This window comes from Streptomyces phaeofaciens (assembly GCF_014648915.1).
GTDB lineage: Bacteria > Actinomycetota > Actinomycetes > Streptomycetales > Streptomycetaceae > Streptomyces > Streptomyces phaeofaciens.
Map to the genome: position 1 here is coordinate 59505 of NZ_BMSA01000032.1, position 15584 is coordinate 75088.

The 15584-nt window shown below is 72.3% G+C and carries 11 protein-coding genes; 7 read left to right on the forward strand and 4 right to left on the reverse strand.

Annotation, left to right across the window (positions count from 1 at the left end):
• Positions 1–166: 166 nt before the first annotated feature.
• The 4 genes from IE275_RS37925 to IE275_RS37940 form a co-directional block, all read right to left on the reverse strand.
• The gene (locus IE275_RS37925; RefSeq protein WP_189717223.1) at positions 167–2704 is read right to left on the reverse strand and encodes a transglutaminase TgpA family protein; all 2538 of its coding nucleotides are present in this window, start codon (positions 2702–2704) and stop codon (positions 167–169) included.
• On the reverse strand, positions 2701–4074 hold the full coding sequence (locus tag IE275_RS37930; protein ID WP_189717224.1) for a DUF58 domain-containing protein: 1374 nt from the start codon (positions 4072–4074) through the stop codon (positions 2701–2703). The genes IE275_RS37925 and IE275_RS37930 overlap by 4 nt, the downstream gene beginning before the upstream one ends.
• Positions 4074–5102, reverse strand: coding sequence for an AAA family ATPase (locus IE275_RS37935; RefSeq protein ID WP_189717225.1), 1029 nt, complete (start codon positions 5100–5102; stop codon positions 4074–4076). Before IE275_RS37935 ends, IE275_RS37930 begins: the two co-directional genes overlap by 1 nt.
• A 249-nt stretch (positions 5103–5351) precedes the next feature.
• On the reverse strand, positions 5352–5960 hold the full coding sequence (locus tag IE275_RS37940; RefSeq protein ID WP_189717226.1) for a beta-class carbonic anhydrase: 609 nt from the start codon (positions 5958–5960) through the stop codon (positions 5352–5354).
• A gap of 361 nt (positions 5961–6321) precedes the next feature.
• Between IE275_RS37940 and rsmH the strand changes: the two genes are divergently transcribed.
• The 7 genes from rsmH to murD all read left to right on the forward strand — a co-directional run bounded on the left by rsmH (position 6322) and on the right by murD (position 15523).
• Positions 6322–7323: a 16S rRNA (cytosine(1402)-N(4))-methyltransferase RsmH gene (gene rsmH, locus IE275_RS37945; protein ID WP_189717227.1), complete on the forward strand. Its 1002-nt coding sequence runs from the start codon at positions 6322–6324 to the stop codon at positions 7321–7323.
• Between the two features lie 64 nt (positions 7324–7387).
• Positions 7388–7948: a cell division protein FtsL gene (ftsL, locus tag IE275_RS37950; protein WP_189717228.1), complete on the forward strand. Its 561-nt coding sequence runs from the start codon at positions 7388–7390 to the stop codon at positions 7946–7948.
• A 5-nt stretch (positions 7949–7953) separates the two neighbouring features.
• Positions 7954–9915: a peptidoglycan D,D-transpeptidase FtsI family protein gene (locus IE275_RS37955; RefSeq protein WP_308435754.1), complete on the forward strand. Its 1962-nt coding sequence runs from the start codon at positions 7954–7956 to the stop codon at positions 9913–9915.
• A 47-nt stretch (positions 9916–9962) separates the two neighbouring features.
• Complete coding sequence (locus IE275_RS37960) at positions 9963–11618, forward strand: UDP-N-acetylmuramoyl-L-alanyl-D-glutamate--2,6-diaminopimelate ligase (RefSeq protein WP_373299370.1); 1656 nt, start codon at positions 9963–9965, stop codon at positions 11616–11618.
• Positions 11619–11622: 4 nt separating this feature from the next.
• A complete protein-coding gene (locus tag IE275_RS37965; protein WP_189717231.1) occupies positions 11623–13038 on the forward strand; it encodes a UDP-N-acetylmuramoyl-tripeptide--D-alanyl-D-alanine ligase in 1416 nt (471 codons plus the stop codon).
• The gene (gene mraY, locus IE275_RS37970; protein WP_189717232.1) at positions 13035–14108 is read left to right on the forward strand and encodes a phospho-N-acetylmuramoyl-pentapeptide-transferase; all 1074 of its coding nucleotides are present in this window, start codon (positions 13035–13037) and stop codon (positions 14106–14108) included. Before IE275_RS37965 ends, mraY begins: the two co-directional genes overlap by 4 nt.
• Positions 14090–15523 (forward strand): UDP-N-acetylmuramoyl-L-alanine--D-glutamate ligase, encoded by a 1434-nt coding sequence (gene murD / locus IE275_RS37975; protein WP_189717233.1) that lies wholly within the window; start codon positions 14090–14092, stop codon positions 15521–15523. The genes mraY and murD overlap by 19 nt, the downstream gene beginning before the upstream one ends.
• Positions 15524–15584 lie beyond the last annotated feature (61 nt).

Below are 15584 nucleotides of genomic sequence, written 5' to 3' on the forward strand. Positions count from 1 at the left end.
TGCGCACCCCGCACGCACGTGCCGTGCCTCTCGTCTCCCGTCGCGGCTGCTGCCTGCCGACTGCCGACTGCTGCCCGCAGGCTGCTGCCCGCCGGCCTCGCGCCTCGCGCCGGTGCAGACCGGCGCGAGGCGACACGAGGACTCAGCCGCTCAGGTGCTCAGGTGCTCAGCCGCTCTGTTGGCCGCTCGGCCGGCGGACCAGCGTCACCAGGCGGGCCGCCCAGGCCGGCGTCTTCAGCCGGGCCGCCCAGGATGCCTTGAGGGCCGTCCAGCGGTCCGCGAGATCCCAGACCGCACGCACGGCCGAGCGCGGGGCGACGACCGCCCGGATCCGGGTGGTCCGGCTGACCCTCGCCCGCAGGGCCGCCCGTACCGCGCGCACCTCGTCGGCCAGGCCGGCCTCGGCCCGCGGCTGCGGGGCGAACAGCACCTGCTCCACGGCACCGGCCACCCGGTGCACCGAGCGGCTCACCGAGGCGTCCAGCTCCCCGAGCCGGACGATCCGCTCCGCCGCGCGACGCGGGGTCAGCGCCTCGTCCGGCTCGATGCCGTAGTCCCAGGCGGTGTCCGTCAGCTCGCGCCAGACCGCCAGCACATGGGCGACGGCCGCCTCGCCGGCCTCCCGCGCCGGCACGTCCAGCCGCACCGCCCCACCGGGACCGTCCGTCCGCAGGCCGTCCTCGCCCTCGCCACTCCCGCGGCGGCCCGGGGGTGCCGCGCCGGCCGCGGACCCGGTGTGCCGGGCCGACGCCAGCCGCACCGACCGCCGTCTCAGCCGCCACAGCATCGGCAGCAGCGGGACGGCCAGTGCCGCCGCCCCCAGCAGCGTCCACCCGGCGATCGCGTACCACGGGGTGCCACCGCCGCCCTGGTCCACCTCGTCCAGCGGCAGCACGGCGGCGCAGGCCTCGGCCTCCTTCTTGTCCGCGGCCGCGCAGCTCGTGCTCGCCGAGGGCGCGGCCGACGGCTCGGCGCCCGCCGAGCTGGAGGCCTCGGGCACCTCGGGAACGACTTGGCCCGAGGTGTCCGGCAGGGTGTACGTGGGCGTCGTACCGCGCGTCGGCGTGGGCTCGAAGCGGGTCCAGCCCACGCCCTCGAAGTACAGCTCCGGCCAGGCGTGCGCGTCCTTCAGGGACACCGCGACCGAGCCGTCCGCCTGCGGCGAGCCCGGCGCGAAGCCCACCGCGACCCGGGCCGGTATGCCCAGCGTGCGGGCCATCGCCGCCATCGCGAACGAGTAGTGGACGCAGAAGCCCTGCTTGTCCCGCAGGAAGCGGGCGATCGCGTCGGGCCCGGAGCCGACCTCGACCTCGGTGTCGTACTCGAAGCCGCCGGTCACCGCGAAGTAGTCCTGGAGCTTGACCGCTCGCTCGTAGTCGCTCGTGGCGCCCTTGGTGATCTGGCGGGCCCGCTGAGCCACCACCGACGGGAGGGAGTCCGGCACCTCGGTGTAGTTGTCGCGGATCGTGCTGGGCGCCTCGGACGCGGAGGCCAGCTGCTCCGCCGTCGGCTGCACGTCGAGGCTCTTCACCTCGTAGCTCTTGCCGCTGGTCTTCTGGCCGTGGTCGCCGACCAGCGTCATACCGACCGGTTCGTACCGCCAGTTGCCCTCGATCCGCACACTGCTCGGCGGGTACGGCATCGGCAGCCAGTCCTGCGCGTACCCGTTGGCGGCGACGACCCGGGTGGTGATCACGGTGCGCTTGATGTCGGGGCTCAGACCGCTGGGCGTCGGGAACTCGTCCGGCACGGCGACGATGTGGCGCTTCTGCGGCTTCCAGGTGGTGCCGTCGAAGTCGTCCAGGGACACGATCCGCAGATACATGTCCGAGGTGTTGGTGGAGTTCGTGCGCAGGGTCAGGACCGTGCGGTCCTCGTCCACGTTCAGGCTGTCGCGGAGCGAGACCAGGGGGTTGACCGCGGAGATCGTGCCCCCGCTGCCGTTGCCCGCGCCGACGCCGGCGCCCGTGCCGTCCAGCAGGCCGCCCTGGATGGCCGGCAGCGGCAGCAGCGGCACCACCAGGGCGACGCCCAGGGCGGCCATGCCGATCCGCCGGCCGGTGCGCACGGGTGCCACCGGACCGCTCGGCTCGCCCGGGGAGCGCGCGACCCCGCCGAAGACCCGGCCCCACTGCGAGAGCCGCTCCCGGCCCTCGGCCAGCAGCAGCATCAGATAGCCGGCCGCGGCGACCAGGAACCACAGCCAGTCGGCGCCCCCGTCGGCCAGGCCCGCGGCCACCGAGTACAGCGCGAGCAGCGGCAGGCCGGCCGGGGCCGCGTTGCGGTAGGTCACCGCGAGGGTGTCCACCGCCAGCCCGATCACCAGCACGCCGCCGATCACCATCAGCCGGATGCCGTCGGAGAGCGGGGCCGGGATGGCGTACCGGGTCACGTCGTCGGCGCCCGCCTGGAACAGGTCGCCGAAGTGCCCGAAGGCCTCCGGGCCGGGGACCAGGCCGATCAGGGCGTGCTCCCGGGCGAAGACCAGCGTCAGCAGCATCAGGGTGACCAGCGCCTGGACGGCCACCGTCAGCGGCCGGGCCAGCGGAACCCGGCGCGCGGCGGCGCCCACCCCGGACTGGATCGCCAGCAGGAAGGCCGCCTGGAGGAGCCAGGTGGCCGGGTCGACCAGGGGCAGCAGGGTGCACGAGGCCATCAGCGTGGCCGCCGCCGAGCACAGCGTCAGTCTCGCCCGCCCGCTCACGATCCCGCCTCCCTGCCGTAGGTACCGCCCGCGGTCACGATGCCCGCGCGCTCCCGGTCGGCCTGGCGCCACAGCTCGCTCAGCGAGACGCCCCGTGGCACGCTCAGGGCCGTCCAGCCCGCCTCGCGCAGCATGCGCAGCCGCTCCTCCTGCCGGTTGATCGGATCGGGGAGGCCGTTCGGTTCACGCCCCCACGCGTCGGTGTCCAGCAGGAAGGCGACCGCGCCCCCGCTGCGCTGGCGCATCTTCGCGGCCACCGCCGCCTGCTCCTCGTCGATGTCGCCGAGGACGGCCACGAGCAGCCCCTCGTTGCCGCCGCGCAGCACGTCGTAGGCGCGGGACAGGCCGGAGCCGTCGGAGTGGTCGACCACCGCCAGGGTGTCCATCATCAGGCCGGCCGCGTCGGCCGACCCGTCGCCGCCTCCGGCGAACCCGTCGGCGCCCTCGCCGGGCACCGAGGCGCCGGTGTCCGTGAGCAGCCGCACGGAGAAACCCCGTTCCAGCATGTGCACCAGCACGGACGCGGCGGCCGAGACCGCCCACTCGAAGGACGAGTCGGGGCCGGCGCCGTCGTAGGCCACGGCACGGGTGTCCAGCAGGACCGTGCACCGGGAGCGCTGTGGCTGCTCCTCGCGGCGCACCATCAGCTCGCCGTAGCGGGCGGTCAGGCGCCAGTGCACCCGGCGCAGGTCGTCGCCGTAGCGGTAGCCGCGCGGGATCACGTCGTCCTCGCCGGCCAGTGCCAGCGAGCGCTGCCGTCCGTCGCCGTACCCCTTGGCCTCGCCGCCGAGGCGGACCGGGGGCAGCGCCTCCACGCGCGGGATCACGGTCAGGGTGTCGTACGTCGAGAAGGACCTGGTCAGCTCGCACATGCCGAACGGGTCGTTCAGGCGCAGCTGGAGCGGGCCCAGCGGGTAGCGGCCGCGCAGGTCGGAGCGGACCCGGTAGGACACCTCGCGGCGGCCGCCCGCCTCGACGCGGTCGAGGACGAAGCGGGGGCGCGGGCCGAGGACGTACGGCACCCGGTCCTGGAGCATCAGCAGGCCGGTGGGCAGCCGCGAGACGTTGTCCATCCGCAGATGGACGCGGGCCTCGCTGCCGGAGGGCACCCGTGCGGGGGAGAGCCGGCGGCTGCCGGCCACCCGGTAGCGGGTGCGGTAGACGACGGCCGCGCAGATCAGCGGCAGGGCGGCCAGCAGCAGCCCGACCCGCAGCAGATCGGGCTGGCCGAGCACGTACGCGCAGATGGCGGCGGCGATGCCGGCGGCCAGGAAGGAGCGCCCTCGGGTGGTCAGACCGGCCAGGGCGGTACGGGCGGCGCCCTTGTCGCCGCTGCCGGCCTCCGGCTGCCCGGTCCCCCCGGCGGTCATCACAGCCTCCGGGGCGGCCGCTGGCCGAACGGCTCCGTGGCCACGCCGTAGGCGTGCTGCTGGGGACCCGCGGGCACCGGGGTGCGCTGGAGGATCTCCTCGACGACCTGCTCGGCCGTACGGCGGTTGAGCTGGGCCTGCGCGGTGGGCAGCAGACGGTGGGCGAGGACGGCCACGGCGAGGTTCTGCACGTCGTCCGGCAGGGCGTAGTCGCGGCCGCCGAGGGCGGCGGAGGCCTTCGCCGCGCGCAGCAGGTGCAGCGTCGCGCGCGGCGAGGCGCCGAGTCTGAGGTCCGGGTGGGTGCGGGTGGCGGAGACCAGGTCGACCGCGTACCGCTTGACCGAGTCGGCGACATGGACACCGCGGACGGCGTCGATCAGCTTCACGATCTCGTGCGCGTGGGCCACCGGCTGGAGGTCGTCCAGCGGGCTGGCCCCGCCGTGCACGTCGAGCATCTGCAGCTCGGCCTCGGCGCTCGGGTAGCCGATGGAGACCCGGGCCATGAAGCGGTCGCGCTGGGCCTCCGGCAGCGGGTAGGTGCCCTCCATCTCCACCGGGTTCTGCGTGGCCACCACCATGAACGGGCTGGGCAGCTCGTACGTCTGCCCGTCGATGGTGACCTGGCGCTCCTCCAGGGACTCCAGCAGCGCCGACTGGGTCTTGGGCGAGGCGCGGTTGATCTCGTCGCCGATCACGATCTGCGAGAAGATCGCGCCCGGCTTGAACTCGAAGTCACGGCGCTGCTGGTCCCAGATGGACACGCCCGTGATGTCCGAGGGAAGCAGGTCGGGCGTGAACTGGATACGGCGCACCGAGCAGTCGATGGACCGTGCCAGCGCCTTCGCCAGCATCGTCTTGCCGACGCCGGGGACATCCTCGATCAGAAGATGCCCCTCGGCGAGCAGCACGGTCAGCGAAAGCCGTACGACCTCGGGCTTGCCCTCGATCACTCCCTCCACCGAACTGCGGACACGCTCCACAGTGGCGGTCAGATCTGTGAGGCTCGCTCGCTCGTCATAGGTCGTCACCCGGCCCTCCTCGGCCCCGTTACTCTTCCGGGCCGACGCTCATGCCTGCGGACCGGCCCACCCCGAATCACGTGCGCCACCCGGGAAATGTTCGGAGTGGCGTCACCACCGCATTCTTGCTGCCGTTACCGATTCGTGTCACTCGCCTGTGGACAACTGCCCGCGATATGTCGGCTCTATGGGTATTTGGGCACCCGGGAACCGGAAATCAACAGCAAACCGACAGCGGTCGTCGGCGCCTGCGGAAGGTCACGCGGGGTCGATCTCCCGCAGCAGACCCGTCTTCACGTCGAAGACGAAGCCTCGCACATCGTCGGTGTGCAGCAGGAACGGCGAAGTGCGCACGCGCTGCATCGACTGCCGGATGTCCTGGTCGACGTCCCGGAAGGCCTCGACGGCCCAGGCCGGGCGCTGGCCGACCTCCATCTCCAGCTCGGTGCGGAAGTCCTCGGTGATCGCCTCCAGACCGCAGCCGGTGTGGTGGATGAGGACGATGCTGCGGGTGCCCAGCTTGCGCTGGCTGATCGTGAGCGACCGGATCACGTCGTCGGTGACCACGCCGCCGGCGTTGCGGATCGTATGGCAGTCGCCCAGTTCCAGGCCGAGCGCGGCGTGCAGGTCGAGACGGGCGTCCATGCAGGCCACGACGGCCACGTGCAGTACGGGGCGGGCGTCCATGCCGGGGTCGGTGAAGGCGGCCGCGTACCGCTCGTTGGCGTCGACGAGCCGGTCGGTCACCGTGCCGCCGCGTATGGCGCCTTCGGATTCGGTGGGTACGGATGCGGAAGTCGTCATAACCATGACGGTACTGGTCACGGCCGTTCGGGTCCTGCTGTGAGAAGGGAAAAAGACCGTCATCACGGCGTGTTTGTGAGGTAAGCCACAAGACTGAGTGCGAGCGCCCGAGGGGGTGATTTCCCGTCGTCCGCCGCTTCACCGCCGGGCCGGGCCGCCACGCGCAGGCCGGTTGATTGACCGCGAGACACCGTGGACTAAAGTGACGCGAAGCGGGAGGCCACGATCTCCCCGCTGGACTGAATTCCCGTGAGACCCCGGTGCGACTGCCGGAGATCTCCCCGCGTGCGCGGCGCGTACGTACGGCTCGGCCTCCTCCCGCTCCCGGTCGGCTGACGCTTCCGGCGCCGGCAGGACCTCCCCTCGCGAGAGGGCGGGGACCCGGCGGTGCGTCTCTCCGCAGGATCTGAGAGGCCCCGGAGAAATGGTGCGCGAAGCGCATGCGAATGAGGGTGGTGGCGGGCGACAGGCGGGACAGAGCCGGCACGTCCCGGTGATGCTCCAGCGGTGCCTGGACCTGCTGGCCCCCGCCCTCCAGCGGCCCGGAGCGGTCGTCGTCGACTGCACCCTCGGCCTCGGCGGACACAGCGAGGCCCTCCTGACGCGATTCCCCGAGGCCCACCTGGTCGCCCTCGACCGCGACAAGGAGGCCCTGCGGCTCTCCGGCGAACGCCTGGCCCCCTTCGGTGAGCGCGCGACCCTGGTGCACGCGGTCTACGACGAGCTGCCCGACGTCCTCGAACGGCTCGGCATCGCGCGCGTGCAGGGCGTCCTGTTCGACCTCGGCGTCTCGTCCATGCAGCTCGACGAGGCCGACCGGGGCTTCGCCTACGCCCAGGACGCACCGCTCGACATGCGCATGGACCAGACGACCGGCATCAGCGCCGCCGAGGTCCTCAACACCTACCCGCCCGGCGAACTGGTGCGGATCCTGCGCGCGTACGGCGAGGAGAAGCAGGCCAAGCGGATCGTCTCGGCGATCGTGCGCGAGCGCGAGAAGGAGCCGTTCGACCACAGCGCGCGGCTGGTCGAGCTGATCCGCAACGCCCTTCCCCAGGCCGCCAAGCGCACCGGCGGCAACCCGGCCAAGCGCACCTTCCAGGCACTGCGCATCGAGGTCAACGGCGAACTGTCCGTGCTGGAGCGGGCCATCCCGGCCGCCGTCGGGGCGATCGACGTGGGCGGGCGGATCGCCGTCCTGTCGTACCACTCGCTGGAGGACCGGCTGGTCAAGCAGGTGTTCGCGGCGGGCGCCGCCAACACCGCGCCGCCCGGGCTGCCGGTGGTCCCCGAGCGCTACCAGCCCCGGCTCAAGCTGCTCACCCGCGGTGCCGAACTTCCCACCGAGGAGGAGGTCGCCGAGAACCGGCGGGCCGCCCCGGCCCGGCTGCGCGGGGCCGAGCGCATCAGGGAGTCCATCGAATGAACCGGGTGAGGCGGGCGCGGGCGAGGTGGGCACAGGCGGGACAAACGGAGCCAGGGGAGGGTGCGTGAGCAGGAAACCCGAACTGAGAGGGCGGGCGGCCCGACTCGCGCGCCTGCTGCCCGCCGGTCCGCGCCGGGCGGCCCGCACCCCGTTCGTCCTCCTCGTCGTCCTGCTCCTCGGCGGCGGCCTCATCGGGCTGCTCGTGCTGAACTCCGCGCTCAGCGAGGGCTCCTTCAGGATGGACGACCTCCAGCGGGACACCAAGGGCCTCACCGACGAGGAACAGGCGCTGCAGCGGGACATCGACTCCTACTCCGCGCCCGACGCGCTTCAGCGCCGGGCCCGTGAACTCGGCATGGTCCCCGGCGGCGACCCGGCCTTCCTGGACCCGGACGGCACCGTGAAGGGCGTCCCGTCGGCCGCCGCGCAGCCCACGCAGGACGCCGCGGCGATCGTCCGGCCGCCCGAGGCCATCCCGCTCACCGGGCCGACGCAGGCGGCGCCGTCGCCCGCGGCGTCGACCTTCCCGGCCGTGCCGCCCGTCACGCCGGTACCCGCCGCCCCGCTCGCGCGGAGCACGGCCTTCGTTCCGACCGCAGCCACCCCCACGACCCCCGGCAGGTGACGGAAGTGTCCGACAGGGAACCGCCGCGCCGGCGTGTGCCCGGCCCCGCCCGGCCCTCCCGCCCGGCATCCGCCCAGCGGCGCCCGGGGCCCGGCGCCCGCCCCGGCCGCCGTCCGGTCCCGCCCCGGCCCGCCGCCCCGAACGTGATCCGGCTCGGCAGCCCCCGCCCCCGGCTGCGCCTGGTCGGCCTCGCCCTCGCCCTGGTGATGATCGCCTTCGTCGTACGGCTGCTCCAGGTGCAGGCCGTCGACGCGAGCACGTACGCCGCCAAGGCCGAGCAGAACCGGTACGTCGGCCAGGTGCTGGCCGCCGAGCGCGGCGAGATCACCGACCGCAGCGGGGTCGCCCTCGCCAGCAGCGAGGACGCCTACGACATCACCGCCGACCCCACGATGTTCAACCGCGCGACCCTGAAGATCGACGACGGCCCCGAGCAGGCGGCCGCGCTGCTCGCGCCGATCCTCGGCCAGGACCAGTCGACGCTGGTCGGGAAGCTGCGTCCGAAGGACAGCGCGGCGCGCTACGCCAAGCTCGCCAGCCGGCAGACCCCGCAGGTCTGGAAGCAGATCAAGGACCTGAAGTCGGCGCTCACCGCCAAGGAGGGCGCCGACGGCGGCACGGTCAACGTCCTCGCGGGTGTCTTCTCCGTCCCCAGCAGCAAGCGGGTCTACCCCAACGGCGATCTCGCCGCCGCCGTGCTGGGCTGGGTCAACGCCGAGGGCAAGGGCGGCGGCGGCATCGAGCAGCAGCTGAACGCGACCCTGGCCGGCAAGGACGGCAAGATCCGTTACGCCCAGTCCGGCGGCCGTCAGGTGCCCACCGCCGGCTCCACCGAGACGCCCGCCGTGCCCGGTTCGGACATAGAGCTGACCCTCGACCGGGACATCCAGTGGGCGGCGCAGAACGCCATCACCGAGCAGGTCGAGAAGTCCAAGGCGGACCGCGGCTACGTCGTCGTCCAGGACACCCGCACCGGCGAGATCCTCGCCATGGCCAACTCGCCCGGCTTCGACCCCAACGACCTCACCGAGGCGAACCCGGACGCCCTGGGAAACGCGGCCCTCCAGGACGCCTACGAGCCCGGCTCCACCGCCAAGATCATGTCGATGGCGGCCGTTCTGGAGGAGAACGTCGCCACGCCGCTCACCCGGGTCACGGTGCCCAACCGGCTGCACCGCGGCGACCGGCTCTTCAAGGACGACATCGACCACCCGACCTGGTATCTCACGCTCAACGGCGTTCTCGCCAAGTCCAGCAACATCGGCACGATCCTGGCCACCGGCGAACTGGGCAAGACCCAGGCCGAGGCCAACCGGGTGCTCTCCTCCTACCTGCGCAAGTTCGGCCTCGGCAGCTACACGGGCGTCGGCTTCCCCGGCGAGACGAAGGGCATCCTCGCAGCCCCGGGCGACTGGTCGACCTCGCAGCAGTACACGATTCCTTTCGGCCAGGGCGTGTCCCTCAACGCGCTCCAGGCGGCCTCCGTCTACTCGACGATCGCCAACGGCGGCGTCCGTATCGAGCCGACCCTGGTGCGCGGCACCCAGGGCCCCGACGGGCGCTTCACCCCGGCCGCCGCACCCAAGAAGAGCAGGGTCGTCAGCGCGAAGACGGCGAAGACCCTCGCCCGGATGCTGGAGTCGGTGGTGGACGACCGGGAGGGCACCGGCACCAAGGCGCGCATTCCCGGCTACCGCGTGGCGGGCAAGACCGGTACCGCCAACCGGGTGGATCCGGCCACCGGCAAGTACAAGGGCTACACCTCGTCGTTCGCCGGGTTCGCGCCCGCGGACAATCCTCGCGTCACCGTCTACTGCGCCATCCAGAACGCCACCGAGGGCAGCTACTTCGGCGGCCAGATCTGCGGCCCCATCTTCAAGCAGGTCATGGAGTTCGCCCTGAAGACCCTCCAGGTCCCGCCCACCGGGACGAAGTCCGCCAGCCTCCCGGTCACCTTCGCCCCCTGAGATCCCCGTCCGTCAGTGTTCAGCGTCGAACCAGCCAGGAACAGCCCGTGACCATGATCACTCCCGACCCCGGGAACGCAAGCCCGCCCGCAGACTCGCTTCGCCCGCAGGCGGGTGCGCCCGGTACGCTCACCGCCGTGCCACACGCTGATCAGTCCCAAACCACCCAGAAGGGCGCTTCCGTGACCTATCCGGGACCGCCGCGACCGGCCCAGGTATCCGCCACACCCCTCGCGGAGCTCGCCGATCAGCTGGGTGCCGCCGTCGCGGAGAACGCCGCCGCCGTCACGGGCATCACCCATGACTCGCGCGCCGTCCGCCCCGGCGACCTGTACGCAGCCCTGCCGGGCGCCCGCCTGCACGGCGCCGATTTCGCCACCCAGGCCGCGGGCCTGGGCGCGGTCGCCGTCCTTACCGACCCCACCGGCGCCGAGCGCGCCGCCGCGACCGGGCTGCCGGTCCTGGTGGCCGACGACCCGCGCGCGCGGATGGGTGAGCTGGCGGCCACGATCTACGGCCGGCCCGGACGGGACCTGCTCCAGATCGGCATCACCGGCACCTCCGGCAAGACCACCACCGCCTACCTCGTCGAGGGCGGTCTGGGCGCCACGCGCCCCACCGGTCTGATCGGCACGGTCGAGACCCGCATCGGTGACGAGCGCATCAAGTCCGAGCGCACCACCCCCGAGGCCACCGACCTCCAGGCCCTGTTCGGCGTGATGCGCGAGCGCGGCGTCGAGGCGGTCGCGATGGAGGTCTCCAGCCACGCGCTGGTCCTCGGCCGGGTCGACGGCTGTGTCTTCGACGTCGCCGTCTTCAACAACCTCAGCCCGGAACACATGGAGTTCCACTCCGGCATGGAGGACTACTTCCAGGCCAAGGCGCAGCTGTTCACCCCCGAACGCAGCCGCCTCGGCGTGGTCAACCTCGACGACGAGTACGGCCGCCGGCTCGCCCGCGAGGCCGGCGTCCCGGTCGTCACCTTCTCCGCCGAGGGCCACCCCGACGCCGACTGGCGCGCGGTGGACGTCCACATCGGCCCGATGGACGCCACGTTCACGGTGCTCGGCCCGGACGGGGTGCGCGTCGCCGCCAGATCCCCGCTGCCCGGCCCCTTCAACGTGGCCAACACCCTCGCGGCGATCACCGCCCTGGCCGCCGCGGGCCTCGACCCGCAGACCGCCGCCGACGGCGTCGCCGCCGTCCCGGGCGTGCCGGGCCGGCTGGAGCGGGTGGACGCCGGCCAGCCGTATCTCGCCGTCGTCGACTACGCGCACAAGACGGACGCCGTCGAATCGGTGCTCAAGGCGCTGCGCAAGGTCACCAAGGGCCGGCTGCACGTCGTCCTCGGCTGCGGCGGCGACCGGGACCGCACCAAACGCGCGCCGATGGGCGCCGCCGCGGCCCGGCTCGCCGACATCGCCGTACTGACCTCCGACAACCCCCGCTCCGAGGACCCGCTGGCGATCCTGGCGGCCATGCTCGAGGGCGCGGCGTCCGTGCCCGCGCACGAGCGCGGCGAGGTCCTCCTGTTCGAGGACCGGGCCGCCGCGATCGCCGCCGCCGTGGCCCGCGCGCACGCGGGGGACACGGTGCTGGTCGCGGGCAAGGGCCACGAGCAGGGCCAGGACATCGCCGGGGTGGTCCGTCCGTTCGACGACCGCCAGGTGCTTCGCGAAGCTATCCAGCAGACCCAGGGATGAACTTGTGATCGCCCTCTCCCTCGCCGAGATCGCAGCAGTCGTCGGCGGGCAGACGTACGACATACCGGATCCGTCCGCGAAGGTCACCGGACCGGTCGTCCGGGACTCCCGCGAGGTGGTGCCCGGAAGCCTCTTCGTCGCCTTCGCCGGCGAGCGGGTGGACGGCCACGACTTCGCGGCAGCGGTCGTCGAGGCGGGCGCGGCGGCCGTACTGGCCTCGCGCCCCGTCGGCGTCCCCGCGATCGTCGTGGACGACGTCCAGGCCGCGCTGGGCGCCCTCGCCCGGCACGTCGTGACGAAGCTCGGCGCGACCCTCGTCGCGCTCACCGGCTCGGCCGGCAAGACCAGCACCAAGGACCTCATCGCCCAGGTGCTCCGGCGCAAGGCGCCCACCGTCTTCACGCCCGGTTCGCTCAACAACGAGATCGGGCTGCCGCTGACCGCCCTGTCCGCCACCGAGGAGACACAGTTCCTCGTGCTGGAGATGGGTGCCCGCGGCATCGGTCACATCCGCTACCTCGCCGATCTGACGCCCCCGAGGATCGGCCTCGTCCTCAACGTCGGCACCGCCCACATCGGCGAGTTCGGCGGTCGTGAACAGATCGCACAGGCAAAGGGCGAACTGGTCGAGTCCCTGCCCGCGGCGGCCGACGGCGGCGCCGCGATCCTCAACGCGGACGACCCCTTGGTCCGGGCCATGGCCTCCCGTACGAAGGCGAAGGTGGTCCTTTTCGGAGAGTCCGGCGAAGCGGACGTTCGGGCGGAGAACGTACGACTCACGGACAGCGGACAGCCCTCCTTCAGCCTTCACACACCCTCCGGGTGCAGTGATGTGACCATGCGCCTGTACGGTGAGCACCACGTGTCGAACGCGCTCGCCGCGGCCGCCGTCGCCCATGAGCTGGGGATGTCCGTAACTGAGATCGCCACCGCGCTCTCCGAGGCGGGCTCCCTCTCCCGCTGGCGGATGGAGGTCACCGAGCGCCCGGACGGCGTGACGATCGTCAACGACGCCTACAACGCGAACCCCGAGTCCATGCGAGCGGCCCTGCGCGCGCTGGCGGCGATGGGCACGGGGCGGCGGACCTGGGCGGTGCTCGGCAAGATGGCCGAGCTCGGGGACGAGGCGCTCGCCGAGCACGACGCGGTCGGACGGCTCGCCGTCCGGCTCAATGTCGGCAAGCTCGTCGCCGTCGGGGGCAGGGAAGCCTCCTGGCTGCAACTGGGCGCATATAACGAGGGTTCGTGGGGTGAGGAGTCGGTGCACGTGTCCGACGCACAGGCGGCGGTCGACCTGTTGCGCAGCGAGTTGCGCCCGGGGGACGTCGTACTCGTGAAGGCGTCCCGTTCGGTCGGTCTCGAGAGCGTCGCGCAGGCGCTGCTCGCGACCGGAGCCGAGGGTGAGGTCGCTGCCCGATGATGAAGCAGATCCTGTTCGCGGGTGTCATCGGTCTCTTCCTGACGCTGATCGGCACCCCGTTGCTGATCAAGCTGCTGGCGCGCAAGGGCTACGGCCAGTACATCCGGGACGACGGCCCGCGCGAGCACGCCAGCAAGCGCGGTACGCCGACCATGGGCGGTATCGCCTTCATCCTGGCGACGATCGCCGCGTACTTCCTGTCGAAGGTCATCACCGGCAAGCCGCCGACCTACTCCGGTCTGCTGGTGCTCGGCCTGATGTTCGGCATGGGCATGGTCGGCTTCCTGGACGACTACATCAAGATCGTCAAGCGGCGTTCGCTGGGTCTGCGGGCCAAGGCCAAGATGGCGGGGCAGCTGCTCGTCGGCATCACCTTCGCCGTGCTCTCGCTCCAGTTCGCGGACGCCCGTGACAACACCCCGGCCTCCACGAAGCTGTCGTTCATCACGGACTTCGGCTGGACGATCGGCCCCGTGCTGTTCGTCATCTGGGCGCTGTTCATGATCCTCGCGATGTCCAACGGCGTGAACCTGACGGACGGTCTGGACGGACTCGCCACCGGCGCCTCCGTCCTCGTCTTCGGCGCGTACACGTTCATCGGCGTCTGGCAGTACCAGGAGTCCTGCGCCAACGCCAAGACGCTGACCAACCCCAACGCCTGCTACGAGGTGCGCGACCCGCTCGACCTCGCGGTCGTCTCGGCCGCGCTGATGGGCGCCTGCCTGGGCTTCCTGTGGTGGAACACGTCGCCGGCCAAGATCTTCATGGGCGACACCGGTTCGCTCGCGCTCGGCGGTGTCCTCACGGGCCTGGCCATCTGCTCCCGCACGGAGCTGCTGGTGGCCATCATGGGCGGTCTGTTCGTCCTCATCACCATGTCGGTGGTCATCCAGGTCGGTTCGTTCCGGCTGACCGGCAAGCGTGTCTTCCGCATGGCACCGCTCCAGCACCACTTCGAACTCAAGGGCTGGTCCGAAGTCCTTGTCGTGGTCCGCTTCTGGATCATCCAGGGCATCTGTGTGATCGTCGGACTGGGTCTCTTCTACGCGGGATGGGCAGCAGACAAGTGACCGACTGGCAGGGGAAGAACGTCACCGTCGCCGGGCTCGGCGTCTCCGGCATCCCGGCGGCCAAGGTGCTGCACGGGCTCGGCGCGAAGGTCACCGTCGTCAACGACGGCGACGACGCACGCGCGCGTGAGCAGGCCGCCGAACTGGAGGCGCTCGGTGTCACCGTGCGCCTCGGCGACGGGGCGACCCTGCCCGAAGGCACCGAACTCATCGTCACCGCACCCGGCTGGAAGCCGGACAAGCCGCTCTTCACGGCGGCCGCCGAGGCCGGGGTGCCGGTCTGGGGCGACGTGGAGCTGGCCTGGCGCCTGCGCGGCCTGGACGGCAGAGAAGCGGCCCCCTGGCTCTGCGTCACCGGCACCAACGGCAAGACGACCACCACCCAGATGCTGGCCTCGATCCTGGAGGCCGCCGGACTGCGCACGGCAGCCGTCGGCAACATCGGCGTCTCGCTGCTCGACGCGGTCCTCGGCGAGGAGCCGTACGACGTCCTGGCCGTGGAACTGTCGAGCTACCAGCTGCACTGGGCGCCCTCCCTGCGCGCCCACTCCGCCACCGTCCTCAACCTCGCCCCCGACCACCTCGACTGGCACGGCTCCATGGAGGCGTACGCCAGGGACAAGGGCCGGATCTACGAGGGCAATCGGGTCGCCTGCGTCTACAACGTCGCCGACAAGGCCACCGAGGACCTGGTGCGCGAGGCGGACGTCGAGGAGGGCTGCCGGGCCATCGGCTTCACCCTCGGCGCCCCGGGCCCGTCCCAACTCGGTGTCGTGGACGGCATCCTGGTCGACCGCGCCTTCGTCGAGAACCGGCAGAAGAACGCCCAGGAGCTCGCCGAGGTCTCCGACGTGAATCCGCCGGCCCCGCACAACATCGCCAACGCCCTGGCCGCGGCGGCCCTCGCCCGCGCCTTCGGCGTGCCTCCCCAGGCCGTACGGGACGGCCTGCGGGCCTTCACCCCGGACGCCCACCGCATCGCCCACGTGGCGGACGTGGACGGGGTGGCGTACATCGACGACTCCAAGGCCACCAACACCCACGCGGCGGAAGCCTCGTTGGCGGCCTACGAGTCGATCGTGTGGATCGCCGGCGGACTGGCCAAGGGCGCCACCTTCGACGAGCTGGTCGCCAAGTCGGCGAAGCGGCTGCGCGGGGCGGTCCTCATCGGCGCCGACCGCGCGCTGATCCGCGAAGCCCTGGCGCGACACGCCCCCGAGGTACCCGTCGTCGACCTCGACCGGACCGACACTGGGGCGATGCTCGCGGCTGTCCAGGAGGCCCGGCGCCTCGCCGGTGAAGGCGACACGGTGCTGCTGGCCCCGGCCTGCGCCTCCATGGACATGTTCGTCAACTACAACCAGCGCGGTGACGCGTTCGCCCAGGCGGTGCGCGAACTCGGCGCGGGTGCCTGACGGCGGGTCCCCGGCCGCGACGGTTGCTCCAGGACCCTTGGAGGGACGCGTGACTCGGATG

What these genes read in the sequence shown, in the direction of transcription:
- IE275_RS37930 (WP_189717224.1), bottom strand. Translation starts at nt 4,074, where the DNA reads ATGACCGCCGGGGGGACCGGGCAGCCGGAGGCCGGCAGCGGCGACAAG.
- IE275_RS37940 (WP_189717226.1), bottom strand. Translation starts at nt 5,960, where the DNA reads ATGACGGTCTTTTTCCCTTCTCACAGCAGGACCCGAACGGCCGTGACC.
- rsmH (WP_189717227.1), top strand. Translation starts at nt 6,322, where the DNA reads ATGGTGCGCGAAGCGCATGCGAATGAGGGTGGTGGCGGGCGACAGGCG.
- mraY (WP_189717232.1), top strand. Translation starts at nt 13,035, where the DNA reads ATGATGAAGCAGATCCTGTTCGCGGGTGTCATCGGTCTCTTCCTGACG.
- murD (WP_189717233.1), top strand. Translation starts at nt 14,090, where the DNA reads ATGGGCAGCAGACAAGTGACCGACTGGCAGGGGAAGAACGTCACCGTC.